The following is a 19,251-nucleotide window of genomic DNA, read 5'->3' as shown; positions in this document are numbered from 1 at the left end:
CTGTCCTCCCAAAAAAATAAAGAGGGAGCACACACCTACTTCGTCAATCGCTGACCTCTTTTCTGATGCAAAAATGAAAACCTTAATGACTCCCTCCTCGCTTTCTTGTTTTCAGGCTCGGGAAAAGGGAGAGGGACAGAAATCGGTTACCATTTAAAATGACGGATTCGTCGTCCTCCCCCGCAAAGTTGAGTAGGGCCATCCAAGCGAGAATTAGAGCGGGGATGGGCCACTCAACCACTGCGTCTATCGCAGACCTCTTTCTTGATGATAATAGATAACACTTACTAACTCCTACCTCGCTTTCTCATTTTCGGGCTCGGGAAAAATTCGTTTACAAAACGAACCTCGCTCTCGTGTTTTCAGGCTCGGGAAAAATTCGTTTACAAAACGAATTTTTTCTGCTATACTTCTTAGAAGCAAAGGTTTTTAATGTCATCCTGTGAGGTGACAAAGACACAGAATATGAACAATCTGAGGGCCCTTGCTATGCAAAAAATCATGGGCTCTTTTTTGGTGCCCAAAAGTGAGGTTATTATGAAAGAAGAATCAACTGTTGATTTGCTCCTGGATGTCGACCAAAATCCGGCACCCCTAAAAGGAATCTTATTAAGTTTCCAACACGTATTTGCCATGTTTGGGGCAACCATCCTGGTACCACTCATCTTAGGTATGCCCGTATCTGTTGCGCTCTTTGCATCAGGCGTTGGGACGCTGATCTATATGACTTGTACCGGCTTTAAAGTCCCTGTTTACCTCGGCTCTTCCTTCGCCTTTATCACCGCTATGGCTTTGGCGATGAAGGAAATGGGCGGAAAAGTCGATGCAGCACAAACTGGGGTTATTCTGACTGGTCTGATCTACGTGCTTGTTGCTGCAGGGGTTAAAGTTGCTGGCACTCGCTGGATTGACAAATTGCTTCCTGCCGTTGTTATTGGACCTATGATCATCGTCATTGGTTTAGGGCTTGCAGGATCAGCTGTTAAGAACGCCGGTTTTGTCGAAGGAGGAGACTGGAAAAATGCCCTTGTCGCTGTCGTGACCTTCCTGATCGCTGCCTTCATCAACACCAAAGGAAAAGGCTTCTTCAAAATTATTCCTTTCCTCTTTGCCATTATCGGTGGCTATGTCTTCGCAGTCTGCTTGGGCTTGGTTAACTTCGATCCAGTCCTCAAAGCCAACTGGTTTGAGATTCCTGGCTTCTATCTTCCTTTCAATACAGGTGGTGCCTTCAAACAATACAACTTGTATTTTGGGCCTGAAACCATTGCCATCTTGCCAATCGCTATCGTAACGATTTCAGAACATATCGGTGACCATACAGTGCTTAGCCAAATCTGTGGCCGTCAATTCTTGAAACAACCAGGACTTCATCGTACCCTTCTTGGTGATGGGATTGCAACTTCTGTATCAGCCTTCCTTGGTGGTCCAGCCAATACCACTTATGGAGAAAACACCGGTGTAATCGGAATGACCCGTATCGCTTCTGTTTCCGTTATCCGAAATGCTGCCTTGATCGCTCTTTCTTTGAGCTTCTTTGGTAAGTTTACTGCCCTCATTTCTACCATTCCAAACTCTGTTCTCGGTGGAATGTCCATCCTTCTCTACGGAGTTATCGCAAGTAACGGTTTGAAAGTTTTGATTAAAGAACGCGTCGACTTCAGCTTGATGCGCAACTTGATTATTGCAAGCGCTATGTTGGTTCTTGGACTTGGTGGAGCAACTCTGAAACTTGGTCCAGTGACCCTCGCAGGAACAGCTCTCTCAGCTATGACAGGAATCATCCTCAACTTGATCTTGCCACATGAATCAAACTAAAAGAAAAAGTTCTCAGAATTGAGAACTTTTTTATTAGAGTTGGGCTAATTGCAACAAACGTTCCTTAGACAATTTTTTGATTTCAATTTGATTGGCATCCAACAATTCAAATTCACTTGAGTCCAAAGAACTCAGTAAGGCTTCTAAAGTCACAGCTGCCACTGGCTTATAACTCTCTGGCATATCGGGATTTCCAGTAATTTCCACTAAATTCACTTTCCAGTCGATGATTTCATCCATATTCACCTTCTCTACAAACTCAGCAGGTACAAAAGGCACTCGTGGCAAGACAGTATCCGTATCTTCTGTTAGACTGTAACTGCCAATAATACCTCCCGTTTCGTTCTGTCTGTAGAAACGAACTTGACTAAAGAAGGCGGAGCTGTATTGAACCTTTTTAACCACTTGACTGAACTCCTCTAAAGGTTGAGCGGAGTCTAGAATTTTACGAAGGAGCTCACGATCTAAAATCACAGGATGAGCGAAACCCTGAAGCTGGTATTGATGGAGGTCTGGATCTTTTTCTAAATTCTGTAGATTCTTCAGCAAATAGTTCTCATAGTCAAAAGAGAAAATAGAGTCTGCGTCATAGCTGGTCCCCAAATTATCGTGAATCTCATTTCCTAACTGGCGAGCTAGGGCACTGAGCCATTCTAAGATGAGTCGCCAATCTTCAAGGGTGGCAAAATCTGCAAGGATGAATTGGTAAGCATGTTCTTGATCCAGATAACGAAGGATGATGGGCAAGCAGCTCTTGCCATAACGGATACACATCATAGCTGGAAAATCTTTGAGAGAGCGACCAAGCATAGCTTCCTCAAAACTGTAAGTAAGAATTCCCTCCACCAAATTTAATACATCTTTAGCTGGCATCACCTTTTGATAGCCAAACATACTCTTTTTATTTCGAATTGAAAACACAACGGACATTTGTTTTCTCCTTTTTTTGTAATCGCTTACCAAATTATAGCACAAATTTTCATGACTTTCCATAGAAAAAACAGCCTTTCGGCTGTTTTTAACTTATGCAAGAGTTCCATCAAGCGTCTCACCGATAACAGCCAAACGCTCAGCAACCTCTGCTTGTGACAAGTTGTGTTCTTCTACATAGCGATTGCGTGGATGAACACGGCACTCATGTGAGCAACCACGGAGGTATTTGTCTTCGTTTTCTTCTGAAGTCAAGATGCGACGGTTACAGAAAGGATTTCCACAGTTGACATAGCGTTCACATGGTGTTCCATCAAACCAATCTTTTCCGACAACACTTGGATCAACATGGTTAACATCGACAGCAATCCGCTCGTCAAAGACGTACATTTTACCATCCCATAGCTCTCCTTGAACTTCTGGGTCTTTTCCGTAAGTTGCGATACCACCATGCAATTGGCCAACATCTTTGTAGCCTTCACGCACCATCCAGCCTGAGAATTTCTCACAACGGACTCCACCTGTACAGTAAACTACGACACGCTTGTCCATAAATTTCTCTTTGTTATCACGGACCCATTGTGGCAACTCACGGAAGTTGCGGATATCTGGACGAATAGCCCCACGGAAGTGTCCAAGGTCGTACTCGTAGTCGTTACGAGTATCAAGGACAACTGTATCCTCGTCTAGAAGAGCTTCTTTAAATTCTTTTGGCGACAAGTAAGCACCTGTCGTTTCAAGGGGGTTAATGTCGTTATCGAAGTTATCATCCTCTAAACCAAGATGGACAATTTCCTTTTTATAGCGAACAAACATCTTCTTGAAAGCTTGCTCTTCTTCCTCATCCATCTTGAACCAGAGGTCTTCCATGCCTGGAAGACTGTGAACGTAGTCCATGTACTTTTGCGTAGTTTCGTAGTCGCCAGAAACAGTACCGTTGATTCCTTCGTCAGCCACTAGGATACGGCCCTTGAGCCCGATTGATTTACAGAAAGCCAAGTGGTCTGCCGCAAATTGCTCGGCATTTTCGATGGGAACATATTTATAGTAAAGTAAAACACGAATAGGTTTTGCCATAAGATTCTCTTTTCTAAGATTAAATTATCAGAATTTTTCATTCAACCATTCTAGTATACTCTGCCTCCATACGGGATGCAATTAATTTGACTGAAAAATAAAAGCCTGGTGTTCCAGACTTTTATTCAAATTATTAAATAACTTTATGAGCTCCCCCTTAGTCCTCCAACTCTGCCTCGATCTTCTTCTGTTTTTTCCGATTGATGAAGGCAAGTGGTTTCTCTAACAGATAAGTCAAAAGGGCAAAGACGAAAATGGCAAGAACGATCTTGAGCAGATACTTGGGAGCGAACATAAAGCTCATCGTTTCTCGCTTCCCAATCACATCTGTTGCAATCACAAATAAGGCAAATAGGATGCCTGACCCAATGCGGCTGAACCAGCTATCTTTTTCTAACATATCTCGAACATCAATCCCTGAACTGATCCTTCTCACAAAGGCATAAGCTCCCATGACAATCAAGAGAATGAGCTCTGGAATATAAGCTACTAGGTCTAAGTCCAGGATACTAGCCTTCACAAAGGCAGAGACTGCAATAAAGCAGGTCATTCCTAGAACAAGTTCCCCTGCAATTTTTCCATCAAGCAGCATGGTCCGCTCATCTTTTACAATTGGTTCTTTCTTTTGTTTCATATATTTCCTCTTTCTTTTGTTAAAACTGTTACTCCCAGAATAGTTGATCCAGCGTCTTATCCAAGGTCTTACAAATTGCTAGGCAGAGGCTGAGGGTCGGATTGTACTTCCCTGCCTCGATCAGGCCAATGGTCTGACGCGTCACCCCGATGGCATCTGCAAGATCCCCCTGGGTCATATCATGCTCGACCCGGGCCATTTTTAATTTGAGATTTTTCGCCACATGCTTTTCCTTTCTTGTTTTTATAGCTCTATTATACACTATATTTTCTATTTTGCAACATATGTCTTACATTTTGTAAAAAATATTTTTTGCTCACAAAAAGAGGCTGGGATAAAAGTCCTAGCCTCTCAAATGTCTTTGGATTGTCGAGTAAGACGCAGTGGTTGAGTGGGCTTTACTACGCTGATTACATCAGCTTTTACAGCCCTACTCAACTGTGCGGAGGTGGGACGACGAAATCGAATTCTAACGAATTACCGATTTCTGTCCCACTCTCTCTTCTTATTTATGATTAGTCTTTAGACAAACTTCCGTCTTTTGTTTGGGTACGAGCATAGGCAATCAAGAGGAGTGAACCTGCAATAGCTACCACTAAAGCATTGACAGAACCTGCTACAACACCCTGAAGGAAGACCTTGTTGGCACTTTCTTTGTAAATCATCACATCCCCAATCGGAGCAATCAATCCCCAAATAAGCAAGTTGGCAATGACTTGCACAACGTTAAAGACGATCAATTCTTTCTTGGTCACTTCTCCTTTGAGGTCACCGATTTGTTTACGGAAGAAACCAACAAAGAGACCAAACAAGCCACTAGAAATGATCCAAGTCCACCAGAGGCCATAAGTCATCGCATCTTTAATAGCATGACCGATAAAGCCCATTAAGAAACCAACAATCGGACCAAAGACCACACTAAAGAGGGCTTGAAGGGCGTATTGCAACTGAATGTTGGTATTTGGAGCTGGCGCTGGAATTGGAATCATCGCAATGACCACAAAGAGGGCTGCTCCAACCCCGATAGCTACAACATCCTTAATTGAAAAAGCTTGTTTTTGTTTCATATTTTATCTCCTATTAATTTTCCATTTTTCTAATTTCGATATGCCAAGAAGCCCCAACTCCTACATTATAGGCCTTAGCAAAGGATCCCTGGTTGATGGCAAGGCCAACACGATAGAGGGAATTGATATACAGGATCGGCTGTCCAATCCGCACATCGGCGAAAGACTTGCCGTAGGTTACTTGGTTTTGGTAAACCAGCATGTCATTGTTATAGATGGTTACTTCAAAGCGTTCCCCAAATTCGGGTTCCAAATGATTAAACTCTTCCCGAGTAATCGAGGTCCAAAGAGAACCAAAGCGCACATCCAAGATGTCAACGGCTCCTTTGACAAGATTGTCCTCCATAACAGTTTCCACCACAGGGATTTCTACAATGTGTTCGACACTGAGTTCTGGTCCCACTTCCTCAAAGCTGATATGACCACTGGCTAACTTAGCTCCTGTATAGGCATAGACATCACGCCCGTGGAAGGTATAAGAAAACTCTGTATTGGCCCGGCGGTTCTTCACCTCTGAAATCTCACGAATGGCAACGATTCCTACATGTTTCTTGATGAAAGAGAGGGTCCCATTATCCGGTGTAACAATGTATTGATTCTTGGCCGTTTTGGCTACAACACTTTTACGTTTGGAGCCGACACCCGGATCGACGACCGATACAAAGGTTGTCCCTTCTGGCCAGTAATCCACCGTCTGAAAGAGGCGGTAACTTCCTTCAAAGATATTATAAGGTGTAATATCATGAGTCAAGTGGTGAATCTTGAGGGTGGGTGATTCCTCTAAAGCTACTCCAATCATAGCAGAGACAGCCCCATCCACCAGACCAAAGTCTGACTGAAGGACTAGTAAATTATTGTGCATGTTTCTTCTCCATTATGTTATTTTCTATTTAGTTTTTGACAGACCAATTGTCCCAGAAGATAACCTAGCAGAGCTCCAAGAAGAAGGGTCAATAAAAACCAGCTCACCGTTCCCATATTCGACGGTACCATAACGCGTTCGATATAATCCATCGACTTCCCACGGGCTAGTAAAGAAGCACGATAACTAGCTGGTTGGAACCACATCATAAGGATAGGCCCTGTCGTCGTAAAGGAAAAGAGGAGGAAAGACACCGCATTGCCTAACTTCGACTGGTAGTGGCCACGGCCTGCGACCAATTCTGCCAAAAGCCCTCCAACAAGAGCAGGCAGAAAAGCTCCAGCTCCATGACGAGTGAAAAGGAAAAAAGCACCAATCACAAGAGCAACGACTAGAATGGCTCCTGTTCGTTGAATTTTCTCAACATAGACCTGATAGATTCCTCCACCAACCAGGGCAGAGAAGGCTGGAGCATAGAACATGTTGCCTTGATGATCAACCAGACTTCCAAGTAGGACACCTAAGCCAATGGCAAGAAAATACAAGCCTGCAAAGGCCGCAACCTGCTTAAACTGATGTTTCTGTATTATTTTCATGTATCTATCCCATCCTTACCGGTGGCTAATTTTCTTGGTCAAGAAATCACCGATAAACTGAATAAAGAAAATCAAAAGCAGAATCAAGAAGGTTGCTAGCAAGGTAACGTCATTATTAAAGCGTTGGTAACCATATGAAATAGCGACGTTTCCGAGACCACCTGCTCCAATCGCACCCGCCATGGCTGTTTCACCAACCAAGGAAATGAGGGTAACGGTTGTGACACGAATCAAATCAGGAAGTCCTTCACGAAGGTAGACACCAACAATATCCCAAAATGTTGCCCCACTAGCTTGAGCTGCTTCAATCACCCCACGGTCCAATTCAGACAAAACGACTTGAACTTGGCGAGCAAAGAAAGGAAAGACAGCTAAAGATAGGGGAACTAAGGCCGCCGTAGGACCAATCCCAGTTCCGACAATCATACGAGTAAAGGGATTGATCAAGGCTAGCAAGATGATAAAAGGAATGGCACGGAAGATGGACGTGATTTTATCCAAGATATGGAAAACCAATTTATTCTCGATAATCCCACCAGGTGCTGTCAAGACTAATAATAATCCTGCAATGAGTCCCAATAAACCACCAATCACAAAAGAGATAAAGGTCATGTAAAGGGTCAGATAAATCGCTGTTCCCCATCCAGCTTGGCCACTCCAGCCCATCCGGTAAACATTTGGTAGATAGGTTTGAATAAAGTCAATCATGCATTACTCCCTTCTTTTAAGACACGCACAGAAACACCTGCTGCTTTTAGATCCCGCTGTGCTGCAGTTAGATTCGCTGCTTCCCCAGTAAGGATAACAACCAACTCACCAACAGGGGTATGATCCAAAATTTCAATATTTCCGTGTAGAATATTAGCAGACACTTGGTACTGTTTATAAATATCGTTGATTATCGCTGTGTCTGTCACCGAACCAGAATATTTCAAATGGGCCAAAACAGAATCAGCCGGCAATTTCTTAACAATTTGTTGCTGGTTGATTTTCACCATAGCTTCCTCGATTCCTGTTGCAGTTGTGATGAAGTCTTGTGTCAATTCGTTCTTAGGATTAGAGAAGATATCTAAAACAGAACCTTCTTCAATCAATTCACCATTTTGCATAACAGCAACCCTATTGGCAATGTCTTTGACAATTTGCATTTCGTGGGTAATCAAGACCACTGTCAAGCCCAATTTCTGATTCAGCTCTTGCAGAAGAGCAAGGATTTGTTTGGTCGTTTTTGGATCTAGGGCAGATGTTGATTCGTCAGAAATCAAAATCTTTGGATCGTTGGCGAGCGCACGCGCAATCGCCACCCGTTGTTTTTGTCCACCTGACAATTGAGCAGGATAGTTGTCCGCCCGATCTGACAGTCCTACTAGTTCCAACAACTTAGCCACTTTTTCAGCCTTTTGCTCTTTAGACAAATTTGAATGTTTGAGGGCGAAGGCCACATTTTCAGCTGCAGTCATTTGGGCCATAAGATTGAAGTGTTGGAAAATCATACCAATGTCCCGGCGTTTTTGGCGTAAAGCCGCAGCATTCAAGGTCACCCGATCTTGATAGATGACATCACCATCTACGGTGATAGTACCTGCTGACGGTACTTGCAAGAGATTGATGACCCGTACAAGCGTTGACTTCCCTGCACCAGAATACCCAACAATCCCGTAAATATCCCCTTCATTGATATGAATGGTCACATCCTTCACGGCTGCAATTTCACGTTTTTTCTGATGAAAGGTAACATCGATATGGTCCAGTTTGATAATTTCTTTACTCATAACTTGTGATTAACTCCTTAATTAATTCAATATGGGTATAGTAGTCTGCAATTTTCACATTTTCATCCCCACCATGATCTCGACTATTGGCATTTCCGATACCAAAGGCAGCCATTGGAACTTGCAAGGCCTCAAAGACCGTATGCATGGGACCAGTGCCTGCGGTTGTCGGAAGGACACAGACCCCTTCTGGATAAAAGCGTTTGGCCAAATCTATCACGTTGAGAATGGACGGTGCACTCATATCACTCCGATAGCTCATTTCCCCTAGTGTGAAAACAAGTTCAATCTTCTCAAAGCCATTCTGATCCAATTGTTTACGAATCAACTCCAAGACTTGTTTAGGTTCCAAGCCTGGCACCAACCGAACTTCCATCTTGGCTCGAGCTTCTGCAGGGAGAATCGTCTTGACTCCTTGTCCCTGATACCCTGTTCCCAATCCTTCAATGTTCATAGCTGGCTCAAAATAAAAACGTTTTAAGAACTCACTTCGTTCTTCTTTCAAGATAGGCAATTGGAGATTGTAGATTTCTGTCACATCGTCCGCCGTTTTATTGGCATACCGATCAATTAGGGCCAGTTCCCGCTCGTTAGGTTCCTCAATCAAGTCATAGAGGCCATCCACCAGGATGCGACCGTCTTTATCTCGAAGACTGGACAAACCATTGAGCAGATACCAAGATGCTGATTCCACCACTCCACCATAGCTAGAATGGATATCCACATCTGCACTTTTGACCACCATGTCAAAGGTAACAATCCCCTTGTTGCCACCCGAGATTTCCAGTTCCCCTTGTTGGTTACGAGTCCCTTGTTCCCAGACTAAGAGATCTGCCCCACGCAAGTGTTTTTTGTGTTTGGCTAGATACTTATCCAGGTCGGTCGAAGCAGATTCTTCTGCTCCTTCGATGATAAAGGTAATGTTGACCGGCAGGTCGCCATTCTCACGGATATATTTGCGAATAGCCGTCAAGCGTGCAGTAATATGCCCCTTGTCATCGTCTACCCCTCGACCATACATGGTCCCGTAATGGACCGACAGCGTAAAGGGATCACTCGTCCAAGGTTGGTCGCCATCTGCTGGAACAGTATCGTAATGGTTGTAGAAAATGATGGTCTTCGCGTCCGGATTGGGTGAAACAAATTTAGCAATGACAAATGGCGCTGTGTAACTGTCATCCACAGTTACCTTAGCTCCTGCAGCTGTGAAAATTTCTCCCAAATAGGTCGCCACTTCCTTTAAGCCAATCTGCTGGGCAAAAATGGAGCGCTTGGAAATGAGGGTCCTCAGGACTTCAAAATAATGCTGAGCCACCTCATCATTTTCAAATTTGCGTATTTGTTCTGTCTCTCTTGGATTGGACATCATTTCCTCCTACTATACACGATAAGAGGCAGAGAAAACCTTCTCCACCTCTCTATTCATCCTCTCAATTACCAAACTGGTTGGTCCATACCGTCTGAAGATTCTTCAATGACTTTCTTCACGTTGTCAGTATGGTAGGCTTTAATAATGGCTTCGATTGCCTTCGCTTTATCAGATGATTTCCAATCTTTCTTAGCTGCAATCAAGTTGTACCATTGTTTAGAGTTGCTGTTTGCTTTTTCTACAAAGAGAGCTTTCTTGTAATCAATACCTGCTTCACGAACAAAGGTGTTATTGATGATTGCTGCATCAACTGATGGAAGTGAAGAAGCTGTTTGAGAAGCGTCCAACTCAGAAATTGTCAAGTTCTTTGGATTGTCTTTGATGTTGCTGATGGTAGCCAATTCCCCATCTTTTGTATCCAACTTGATCAAACCAGCTGATTCCAATACATACAAAGCACGGCTTTCGTTTGTTGGGTCATTTGGTACTGCAATGGTTCCTTTTTCTGGAATGTCTTTCACATCAGTGTATTTGTTCTTCCCATCTTTAGTACCAGAGTAAAGACGGATTGGCGCAATGTAAGTATCTGCTACAGAAACTAGGTCTGCACTGTTTTCTTTGTTCCAGTTTTCAAGGTAGTTGTAATGTTGGAAAGCGTTGATATCCACATCCCCATCACGAACAGCTTGGTTTGGTTGTGAGTAATCTGTAAACTCAGTGAATTCCAACTTGATGTTAGCTTTTGCATCATCCAAGTTCTTTTGCACTTCTTTCCAACGAGCTTCTTCTGTATCGCTTAAGCTCATCACCCCAACTTTAACAGTTGTCACACCATCTTTATCAGATGATTTAGATGATTTTGAAGACCCACATGCTGCTAAGGCAAAGGTTGCAACGGTAGCAAGAGCTGCTACACCAAAAAGTTTTGTTAATTTCATATTCTTTCTCCTTATGATGTTTTTAAATAACCTTATTTAATATCAGAAGCTTCTGGAAGGTAGGTCCCACCAAAGTACTTCTTAGACAACTTTTCAAGTGTCCCGTCTTCGTACAACTCTTTGATCCGTTTGTTGACGAAGGTTTCCAATTCTTTCTCACCTTTAGCAAGGATTGGGTATACATATGGTTGTTGATCACTTGGAAGTTCGATGACCTCCAAATTATCTAAGCCTTGGTCCTTAATTAAAGCCTCAACTGTCAAGCGTTCAAAAATCTTATAATCTGAACGGCCATCGCTCAAATTAGCAAGAATGGATTGGATGGTACCCTCTGTAAATTTGAGCTCAGTTGGATTATCCTTATGCTCTTTATTGTAGGCTTCCAACTGTTTCGCTGTAGAAGTTCCTTGGATGACCTCTGTAGACTTGCCACCGATATCGTCTAGTGATTTGATACCTGAATCTTTACGGACTACTAAGACCACTGGGTTCTTAGCGTAAGGATTTGGGTACAAGTATTTCTCCGCACGTTTTTTATCGTAGCTAAGGTTGCTGACACCGATCTGGTAACGATCACCGTCTAAGCCCGCAAAGATAGAAGACCACTCTGTCTTATTAAAGTTGACTTCATACTTATCTGAACCTTTGAAGATTTCACGCATGACTTCGATTTCATAACCAGTCAATTCCCCGTCCTTATCATAGGTGAAGGGTTTGGTTGTTCCAACTGTTGCAACTTCAATGGTCCGTTTTCCACTTGATTTACTTGATGACTTGGATGAGCAGGCTACCAAAGTCCCAACTGCTGCTAAGCCCACAAGGCTTAAACCAACATATTTGATGAATTTATTCAATTTCATTTGTTCTCCTTTTTCACTAAAATTGTTTATTCCTCTTTAAAAAACAGCTTTTTCCATCATATCAAAATTCCCGACTCTTGGGTATTATATTTTCTTTATGGCGGTGATAGGTTTTACCTATCACGTCTCATTTGGTTGAAAATTTTTCCAGTAAAGCGAGGGCATTTTCTACGTAATATGGAACTGATACTGCAAAAGCTGCATCATCTATGACCATGCTATCATGGTGGAGATCCGGTGCATCTGCTGCACCATTAGATCCGATAAAAGCAAAGACTCCAGGGATTTTCTCTTGATAGAAGGCAAAATCTTCACCCGCTGTCGATGGCTGGGCCTCAACAACTTCTGCAAAAGACTTGGACCAACGAAAGACTTTTTTAGCCAAAGCCTTATCATTATAGGTAACCGGTGGTGTCTTGCCCCAATCAAAATGGACCATGACTCCCGTGCTGTTGGAGATCTGTTCGATCACGCGAATGAAATCCGCCTTGAGCCGTCTCTGGAGATCCGGATTAAAGGTTCGAATGGTTCCTTCAAAGTAACCAGACTTGGGAAGAACATTCCAGGTTGAACCAGCTTCGATATGGGTCACCGATAGAACAGCTGTCTCAAATGGCGAAACCGTACGCGAGACCAAGGTCTGCAACTGCTGGACCATACTAGTGATTGCTACAACCGTATCTAAACCGAGATCCGGTCGAGCCGCATGACTGCTCACCCCAGTGACAGTCACCTTGAACTTTTCAACCCCCGCCATCATGGCACCTGGACGCAGGGCCAACTGACCCGCAGACAATGATGGCATGTTGTGAAATCCAAGGATGGCCTGTACATTCTCTAGGAGCCCGGTCGCTAATACCGCAGATGCTCCTTCAGAAGTCTCCTCAGCCGGCTGAAAAATCAACCGAACCGTTCCCTTTAAGTCTGCTTCCATACCTTTTAGGACTTCTGCAGCCCCTAATAGGCTGACCTGATGGAAATCATGGCCACAGGCATGCATGACACCAGGGTTTTGACTTTGGTAGTCGAGACCCGTGTTCTCCTGAATTGGAAGGGCATCAATATCTGCGCGAAGGGCAATGACTGGTTTACCGCTTCCGATTTCAGCAATCAGACCGGTTTTTAATCCACTGTTTAAAATGCGTACACCTAGCTTTTCCAAATAGGCTTTAAGATAAGCTGTAGTTTTGTATTCTTGTCCAGATAACTCTGGATGCTGATGCACGTAATGCCGAATGGGCACTAGATGTTCATAGGAAAATGATACCATTTCTCGTCCCCTTTCTAGCATAGTTCTATTCTATCACTGCCTCCCCTATTCGTCTAATTCCTATTTTTTTCTCTCAGTTATAGCCAGGAACTATATCATTATTTTTGCGACCTCTGCTTTCCTTCCTAAAAATTCCAAACCTCAAGAAAAAAACCTTCGAAGAAATCATCTTCAAAGGTCTATTTCTATTAGAATCCATCTACGTTAGTGTAGATCTTTTGCACGTCCTCATCATCTTCAAGAACGCTGTAAAGTTTTTCAAAGGTTTCCAAATCTTCACCTGACAACTCAACTTCTGATTGAGGAATCATTTCCAATTCAGTTACTTGGAATTCTTCGATACCAGATTCACGCAAAGCAACGATCGCTTTGTGAAGGTCAGTTGGAGCAGTGTAAACAGTGATGGTTCCTTCTTCTGCTTCTACATCATCTACATCTACATCTGCTTCCAACAAAAGCTCAAAGATGGCATCCGCATCATTACCTGCAAAGACGATGACACCTTTGTTGTCAAAGAGGTAAGATACAGAACCTGAAGCTCCCATGTTTCCACCGTTTTTACCAAAGGCAGCACGGACATTGGCAGCTGTACGGTTAACATTTGAAGTCAAAGTATCCACGATCAACATGGAACCATTTGGTCCGAACCCTTCGTAACGTCCTTCTGTAAAGGTTTCGTCTGTGTTTCCTTTTGCCTTATCGATCGCTTTATCAATTACGTGTTTTGGCACTTGCGCTTGTTTGGCACGGTCGATAACGAATTTCAAAGCAGTATTCAATTCTGGATCTGGCTCACCTTTTTTAGCGGCTACATAGATTTCTACTCCGAATTTCGCATATACTTTTGAGTTGGCGCCATCTTTGGCAGTTTTCTTGGCTACAATATTGGCCCATTTACGTCCCATGAGGATTCTCCTTGTGTTTGATTCATATTATTTTCAATCTTTAACATTATATCACAAATCGCTGAACTTGGACTAGAATTTTCTATTTTTAAAGGGGGATTTTATGGGAACTTTCTATGAGTTGGAAACTTAAAATATCTAGTTTAACTATAAAAAGACTCTCTGTTAGAAACTTAATAATGGTCTTTAAAAGAGAGGAAAGCGACACCTGACTCATCTATCATATAAATCAGGCGATTTTCTGCATCAATCCGTCTTGACCATGCTCCTTGAAAGTCATATTTCAAGGGTTCAGGCTTACCAATCCCAGCAAATGGATCTTTTTGGATCTCTTTGATAAGAGTATTGATTCGCTTCAGTGTTTTTTTGTCCTGACTTTGCCAGTAACAATAATCCTTCCAGGCATCTTCTGTAAATTTGAGTAACATCCGTTACCCCTCAATCTCATGGAGTTGAACCTGACCAGCTCGGACTTCTGCCATGCCCCGCAAGACCTTACCTGACAATTCCTTGTTCTGAGCTAGTCTCAGAGTTTCTTGTAGACTGTCCCACTCGCTCTTAGAGATGACCACAATATCTTCGTCTGGATTCTTATTCACGACCGTCAAAGGCTCAAACTCATCATTCACCTTCTTCATATAATCCTTCAAATGATTGCGGAATGTTGAATAAACGACTGCTTCCATGACCATACCTCATTCTACCTCTTTTCTATTATTATACATGAAAAAGAAAAACTTGTCAGGAACTTGTACAAGTTTTCCTTATCTACCTAATTATTCGTAAAAAGTTTTTAAAATTGGTAAAAAAAATCTACTGTCTAAAAAGATCTTTTAGACAGTAGATAAACATTGTTTCCGTATATCATAAACTTCTTGCCTTACGTGAATGTGGGCAGAAAAAATTTACGTGAGACTTTCTATTCTTCCACTCTCACTGGCACCCGACCCCAGATCTGCTCTTGCAACTGGGGATTGCCAAGCTGATACACCTGATCCGCTTGCTGGCTCAAAACATCCCAAGGTTCCTTACCAATCCGCGTTACCAAGTCCACTTGACCTTTTAGTGACTTGAGGTGGGCCCGGCCCTTTTCAGTGAAACCCAAGACATGGATAGCGGTCGGCAAGATTTCTTCTCTCGCACCTACTAAAATATAAGTCAAAATGCGGCGGACACGCGCCTTGGTATAGCGCTTGGTTGCCACTTTCTCCACCAAGTCTTCCACAGAACTCGCGCTTCGAATGGCATCCCTTATCCGATTAGCCAACTCTTCATTGACCTGAAAAATCTGTGTCAGATCCGGATGGGTTAGGATTTGATAACGGAGCAATTGATAGTAATCCTCCCAAGATACCTTTGGAGCCGATTGAAAGAGTTGGCTATTGGGCATGAACTGATCCACAAAAGCGTGGTCCTCTTTATGAAGACGAAGGCTGGTGGCAGAAGCATAGGCCACCTCTTTTTCTTCTGAATGGTAGCCCGCACCTTGACGTTGGATAGGCTTGAGCGCAATCCCCTTCCCAGCACAAGCCTTGGCATAAGCCAAGCCCAGGATATGGTTGGGAGTATCCCCTGTGAACTCCACTCCAGCAAAGGTTTCCCACATTTTTTGGGTCTTCTGTGGATAGGATAAATCGTCAGGAAGGCTTCGCAAGAGAACTTCCATTTCCACTTCTTTCTCAGAGTAAATAGTTGCAATCGCTTGGTAATCTATGACCTCTTCTGTCCCAAAGGTCAATTGGTCGATTCCCAGACGGGACAAGATCTCTACCGCTCCCTTGGCAAAATGATCCGCCGACTGAACAGCCACGAGAAAGGGGAGCTCGACCACCAGGTCTGCTCCATTTTCCAAAGCCATCTGCGCGCGAATCCACTTGTCTACAATGGCAGGCTCACCACGTTGGACAAAATTCCCAGACATGGCAACGATTTTCAGCCCTTCTGCCTGTTCCAGCAGGTACTTGTGCCCATTGTGAAAAGGATTAAATTCTGCAATAATTCCTGTAACTGTCATGCTGGCCTACTTCTGTGCTACGAAGAACCAACGTTTGCTGGTCTTTGTTGGCTCCTTATCTTCAAAGTCTGCGAACAATTTGAAAGATTTAAAGCCAGCCTGCTCCAATAAGATGTCATAGGTTAAAACTTCATAAGTGCGTTCCTCATGGACTTCATCGTGCCGACTAAAGGATCCATCTTCTTCTTGGACAAAGAAGGTCAGCTCATGGACGATCGAGTGAGGGGCTTCATCCTCGTAGGTATCCCAAAGCATGGCAAAGTCTTCCGCATTTTCATGATAAGAATAACCTGGGAAGACCTCATCTGTCTGGTAGGTCGAATGGACATCAAAAATAAAGACTCCGCCTTCATTGAGGACATTATAGACTTCCTTAAAGACGTCTCCAACTTCTACCTCGTCCTGCATATAGCAGATAGAATCCGAGTAGCAGGTCACGAAATCATAAGTGCCTGCTTGCGACAGGTCCAGCATATTGCCCTCGATAAAATCAATCTTCTGCTTAGCTGAAGCCGCTCTTTTTTCAGCAATTTTCAGCATGTCAGCACTCAGGTCTAATCCTGTCACATCAAACCCAGCCTGGGAAAAGCGAACAGATTGAATCCCTGTCCCACAAGCCAATTCCAGTAATTTTTTCTTATCTTTTGTCTTTGGGAGATGCCGGAGAGAAAAATCCGTCCACAAATCATACAGACTGTCATCCATGACCGCATCATAGACCGCCGCAAAGGTTTCATAAGTCGCCATATTCATGATACCAAGTCCGCCCGTAATCCGATAGAAAATTAGGAGCACAACGATGGAGCTAAACTCCAAGGAGTGCTATCTATTTTCCGAGGATTACAGGACGGGTTCAAATCCTTTCTAAGATACAAAGAGCGTTAAAAGCAAAGAGAAAATTTTTCTTTTTCTCACAGCTTTTAGCTCGTGTTCAGTTAGAAACCTAACCAAGCACAAGGCTCCATCCTTTCTTTCCATAGAATTTTCAATTTAACCAACAAAACTCAGTTGCTACCAACTGAGTTTACCTGCTTATGCTAGGGCTGCTGAAAGATCGACAGCACTTGCTTCGTGCCATAGCTTTTCTAGGTTATAGTGGGTACGCATTTCTTCTGAGAAGACATGGACCACCACACCACCTAAGTCAAGAAGGACCCAACCTCCAGCTGAGTCACCTTCGACATGGCTAGCATTGCCACCAGCTTCAACGACTTTCTCACGAATATTCTCTGCGATTGCTTCCAACTGACGGCTATTCATAGAGCTTGCGATGACAAAGTAATCTGTCACGCTGGTTAAGCTTTGAACATCCAAAGCCACAATGTCTTCTGCACGTTTTTCATCGGCAGCTTTAACAACAAGTTCAAGTAATTCTTTTTCTTTCATTTAGTCCTCTTTCAAATACTTCACAAAGGCGTTATAGGTTTCAAGGGTTTGGGGATAAATAGGCAATCCTTGATGGGCCAAGTGTTCGATTGTGCGAGCCGTCTCATAGGCCACGGCACGATCCAAAGAGACTTGGGCGATGTCACGTGCTTGCTCTACTCCTGGGAAGGCCCGGTTGTGCTCAATGTAATCTGCCACATAGACAATCTTATCTAAGGTCGACATCTGTCCACTCCCCACGGTGTGAATCTCAATACTGCGAAGAATGGCTGGATCTGTCAGTCCGAGATCTTCCTGAATCTTATAAATGCCGACCATTCCATGCCAGACGTTATTTCCCCAGTTTTTTAATGCTGGATCAAGACTATAGCGATCAATCAAATCGAGAAATTCCTGATCCGATAATTTCTTGGCATAGTCATGCAACAAACCTGCTAGTCCAGCCTGCTCTTCATCTGCTCCATAGCGTTTGGCCAAGTCACGCGCAGCTTTCTCAACCCCTAAACAGTGGGTTAGGCGTTTTTCTGGCAAGATTTGACCCATTTTTTCAAGCAAGACCTCACGAGAAAAGCCTAGATAGTTTTCATAGGTCATTAATACAAACCTTCTTTCTTGATGTAGTCCAAAACTGGTTTTGGCAACATAAAGTTTGGCGTCCGACCTTGGGCGATAAATTCTCGCACCATGCTAGAAGAGATGTCCATAAGAGGAACATCGACCCAGATCACAGGATAGGAGGTTCCCGCCTTGTAACGGGGACGTTGAACACCGACAAACTGCACCATCTCCACTAATTCGTCAATCCGATACCATTTTGGCAGGTAGTCCACCATATCCGCTCCAATGATGAAGTAATAGTCTGTATCTGGGTCTCGCTCATTGAGCAACTTCATCGTATCGTAGGTATAGGAGATCCCTTTACGCTCTAGCTCAATCGTCTCGATCTCCAGACCTTCAATACCCTCAATGGCTAGTTCGAGCATTTTCAGACGATGACCTTCATCTATGGTTTCTTTTTTATCCACATGCGGAGGCTCATATTCTGGCATGAGAAGAACCTTGTCCAAGCCTAATTGCTGGCGGACTTGATCTGCAACTACAAGATGGGCATTATGGACGGGATTGAAATTCCCTCCGAGGATTCCCACTTGTTTGCGTTTCTTATCTTTGATCTCTGGCTCTAACTCCACCTTGGTAAAGGGGGTTAATAGTTCAATGGCCATATACCTGCTCTCCTGTGTCTCTTAGATTTCTTTTACTTTGACTGAAATCTTCCGGTTTTCTTTTTTGCTTGATTGTTTGTATAAGATGAGGATGCGTCCAATTTTTTGAACCGTATCCACACCGATTTCTTCTTCCAAGATTTCCGCTACTTCATGGATATTCTCATCCGTATTTTGAAGAAGGGTCACCTTGATCAGTTCACGCGCATCTAGCGCTTGACGCACACTTGTTTTGATCTGGTCATTGAGACCGTTTTTCCCGATTTGGATAATGGGTTTGAGGCTGTGGGCTTGGCTGTTGAGGAAAGCCCGTTGTTTGGATGTTAATGTCATGCTTTTTTCATTGTTTCTTTTTTGATACTTTTCTGATGTGGTGGCGGTCGTCAGCGACCTCCTAGCGGAGTTCCATGACTTAAATTTGAGCCTAAAGTCTCAAATTTTCCGCGCCTAAGTAGTAAAATATCTACTTAGGCTTTCACCACAGCGAAAAGTATCCTTTCTAGGCTCGTTGCACTCGCCCAGTCTATAAA

General features: G+C 43.4%; 23 protein-coding genes. 1 reads left to right on the top strand and 22 read right to left on the bottom strand.

The window, feature by feature from the left end:
* Positions 1-537: 537 nt before the first annotated feature.
* Positions 538-1,818, top strand: a complete 1,281-nt coding sequence (locus ABT997_RS04420) for a uracil-xanthine permease family protein (RefSeq protein WP_167470833.1) — start codon at positions 538-540, stop codon at positions 1,816-1,818.
* Between the two features lie 33 nt (positions 1,819-1,851).
* Here ABT997_RS04420 and ABT997_RS04415 read toward each other — a convergent pair whose 3' ends face one another.
* The 22 genes from ABT997_RS04415 to yhbY form a co-directional block, all read right to left on the bottom strand.
* Positions 1,852-2,748 carry a DUF4299 family protein gene (locus ABT997_RS04415; protein ID WP_350018841.1) on the bottom strand — a complete coding sequence of 299 codons (897 nt, stop codon included), beginning with the start codon at positions 2,746-2,748 and terminating at the stop codon, positions 1,852-1,854.
* 93 nt (positions 2,749-2,841) lie between these two features.
* Positions 2,842-3,825: an oxygen-dependent tRNA uridine(34) hydroxylase TrhO gene (trhO, locus tag ABT997_RS04410; RefSeq protein WP_006595741.1), complete on the bottom strand. Its 984-nt coding sequence runs from the start codon at positions 3,823-3,825 to the stop codon at positions 2,842-2,844.
* Positions 3,826-3,982: 157 nt separating this feature from the next.
* Positions 3,983-4,459 carry a DUF6773 family protein gene (locus tag ABT997_RS04405; protein ID WP_350018840.1) on the bottom strand — a complete coding sequence of 159 codons (477 nt, stop codon included), beginning with the start codon at positions 4,457-4,459 and terminating at the stop codon, positions 3,983-3,985.
* Between the two features lie 28 nt (positions 4,460-4,487).
* Positions 4,488-4,682 carry a helix-turn-helix transcriptional regulator gene (locus ABT997_RS04400; protein WP_003005328.1) on the bottom strand — a complete coding sequence of 65 codons (195 nt, stop codon included), beginning with the start codon at positions 4,680-4,682 and terminating at the stop codon, positions 4,488-4,490.
* Positions 4,683-4,974: 292 nt separating this feature from the next.
* The gene (locus ABT997_RS04395; protein ID WP_350018839.1) at positions 4,975-5,526 is read right to left on the bottom strand and encodes an ECF-type riboflavin transporter substrate-binding protein; all 552 of its coding nucleotides are present in this window, start codon (positions 5,524-5,526) and stop codon (positions 4,975-4,977) included.
* A gap of 13 nt (positions 5,527-5,539) precedes the next feature.
* The gene (locus ABT997_RS04390) at positions 5,540-6,388 is read right to left on the bottom strand and encodes an SAM hydrolase/SAM-dependent halogenase family protein (protein WP_006595737.1); all 849 of its coding nucleotides are present in this window, start codon (positions 6,386-6,388) and stop codon (positions 5,540-5,542) included.
* A gap of 17 nt (positions 6,389-6,405) precedes the next feature.
* Positions 6,406-6,984 (bottom strand): MptD family putative ECF transporter S component, encoded by a 579-nt coding sequence (locus tag ABT997_RS04385; protein WP_350018838.1) that lies wholly within the window; start codon positions 6,982-6,984, stop codon positions 6,406-6,408.
* A gap of 15 nt (positions 6,985-6,999) precedes the next feature.
* The gene (locus ABT997_RS04380; RefSeq protein ID WP_006595735.1) at positions 7,000-7,692 is read right to left on the bottom strand and encodes a methionine ABC transporter permease; all 693 of its coding nucleotides are present in this window, start codon (positions 7,690-7,692) and stop codon (positions 7,000-7,002) included.
* Positions 7,689-8,756 (bottom strand): methionine ABC transporter ATP-binding protein, encoded by a 1,068-nt coding sequence (locus ABT997_RS04375; protein ID WP_350018837.1) that lies wholly within the window; start codon positions 8,754-8,756, stop codon positions 7,689-7,691. The genes ABT997_RS04380 and ABT997_RS04375 overlap by 4 nt, the downstream gene beginning before the upstream one ends.
* Positions 8,749-10,122 carry a M20/M25/M40 family metallo-hydrolase gene (locus ABT997_RS04370; RefSeq protein ID WP_125334839.1) on the bottom strand — a complete coding sequence of 458 codons (1,374 nt, stop codon included), beginning with the start codon at positions 10,120-10,122 and terminating at the stop codon, positions 8,749-8,751. The genes ABT997_RS04375 and ABT997_RS04370 overlap by 8 nt, the downstream gene beginning before the upstream one ends.
* Before the next feature lie 68 nt (positions 10,123-10,190).
* Complete coding sequence (locus ABT997_RS04365) at positions 10,191-11,063, bottom strand: MetQ/NlpA family ABC transporter substrate-binding protein (RefSeq protein WP_135782720.1); 873 nt, start codon at positions 11,061-11,063, stop codon at positions 10,191-10,193.
* A gap of 32 nt (positions 11,064-11,095) precedes the next feature.
* A complete protein-coding gene (locus ABT997_RS04360; RefSeq protein ID WP_129822409.1) occupies positions 11,096-11,923 on the bottom strand; it encodes an amino acid ABC transporter substrate-binding protein in 828 nt (275 codons plus the stop codon).
* A gap of 127 nt (positions 11,924-12,050) precedes the next feature.
* Complete coding sequence (locus tag ABT997_RS04355; protein ID WP_129822410.1) at positions 12,051-13,193, bottom strand: amidohydrolase; 1,143 nt, start codon at positions 13,191-13,193, stop codon at positions 12,051-12,053.
* Positions 13,194-13,381: 188 nt separating this feature from the next.
* A complete protein-coding gene (locus tag ABT997_RS04350; RefSeq protein WP_126404732.1) occupies positions 13,382-14,098 on the bottom strand; it encodes a YebC/PmpR family DNA-binding transcriptional regulator in 717 nt (238 codons plus the stop codon).
* A 173-nt stretch (positions 14,099-14,271) separates the two neighbouring features.
* Positions 14,272-14,526 carry a Txe/YoeB family addiction module toxin gene (locus ABT997_RS04345; protein ID WP_126404733.1) on the bottom strand — a complete coding sequence of 85 codons (255 nt, stop codon included), beginning with the start codon at positions 14,524-14,526 and terminating at the stop codon, positions 14,272-14,274.
* 3 nt (positions 14,527-14,529) lie between these two features.
* On the bottom strand, positions 14,530-14,784 hold the full coding sequence (locus tag ABT997_RS04340; RefSeq protein ID WP_193389209.1) for a type II toxin-antitoxin system Phd/YefM family antitoxin: 255 nt from the start codon (positions 14,782-14,784) through the stop codon (positions 14,530-14,532).
* A gap of 233 nt (positions 14,785-15,017) precedes the next feature.
* The gene (locus ABT997_RS04335) at positions 15,018-16,112 is read right to left on the bottom strand and encodes a nucleotidyltransferase (protein WP_350018836.1); all 1,095 of its coding nucleotides are present in this window, start codon (positions 16,110-16,112) and stop codon (positions 15,018-15,020) included.
* A gap of 6 nt (positions 16,113-16,118) precedes the next feature.
* Positions 16,119-16,859: a class I SAM-dependent DNA methyltransferase gene (locus ABT997_RS04330; RefSeq protein WP_343094017.1), complete on the bottom strand. Its 741-nt coding sequence runs from the start codon at positions 16,857-16,859 to the stop codon at positions 16,119-16,121.
* A gap of 285 nt (positions 16,860-17,144) precedes the next feature.
* Complete coding sequence (gene rsfS / locus ABT997_RS04325; protein WP_049483439.1) at positions 17,145-17,498, bottom strand: ribosome silencing factor; 354 nt, start codon at positions 17,496-17,498, stop codon at positions 17,145-17,147.
* Positions 17,499-18,092, bottom strand: a complete 594-nt coding sequence (gene yqeK / locus ABT997_RS04320) for a bis(5'-nucleosyl)-tetraphosphatase (symmetrical) YqeK (protein ID WP_350018835.1) — start codon at positions 18,090-18,092, stop codon at positions 17,499-17,501.
* Positions 18,092-18,721: a nicotinate-nucleotide adenylyltransferase gene (locus ABT997_RS04315; RefSeq protein WP_285338261.1), complete on the bottom strand. Its 630-nt coding sequence runs from the start codon at positions 18,719-18,721 to the stop codon at positions 18,092-18,094. The genes yqeK and ABT997_RS04315 overlap by 1 nt, the downstream gene beginning before the upstream one ends.
* Before the next feature lie 21 nt (positions 18,722-18,742).
* Positions 18,743-19,054 (bottom strand): ribosome assembly RNA-binding protein YhbY, encoded by a 312-nt coding sequence (gene yhbY / locus ABT997_RS04310; RefSeq protein ID WP_006595720.1) that lies wholly within the window; start codon positions 19,052-19,054, stop codon positions 18,743-18,745.
* Positions 19,055-19,251: the final 197 nt, after the last annotated feature.

The sequence above is a fragment of the Streptococcus australis genome (assembly GCF_040226615.1).
Taxonomy (GTDB): Bacteria; Bacillota; Bacilli; order Lactobacillales; family Streptococcaceae; genus Streptococcus; species Streptococcus australis_E.
The sequence above is the reverse complement of the archived record's forward strand: the minus strand, read 5'-3'. Positions and strand labels throughout refer to the sequence as shown.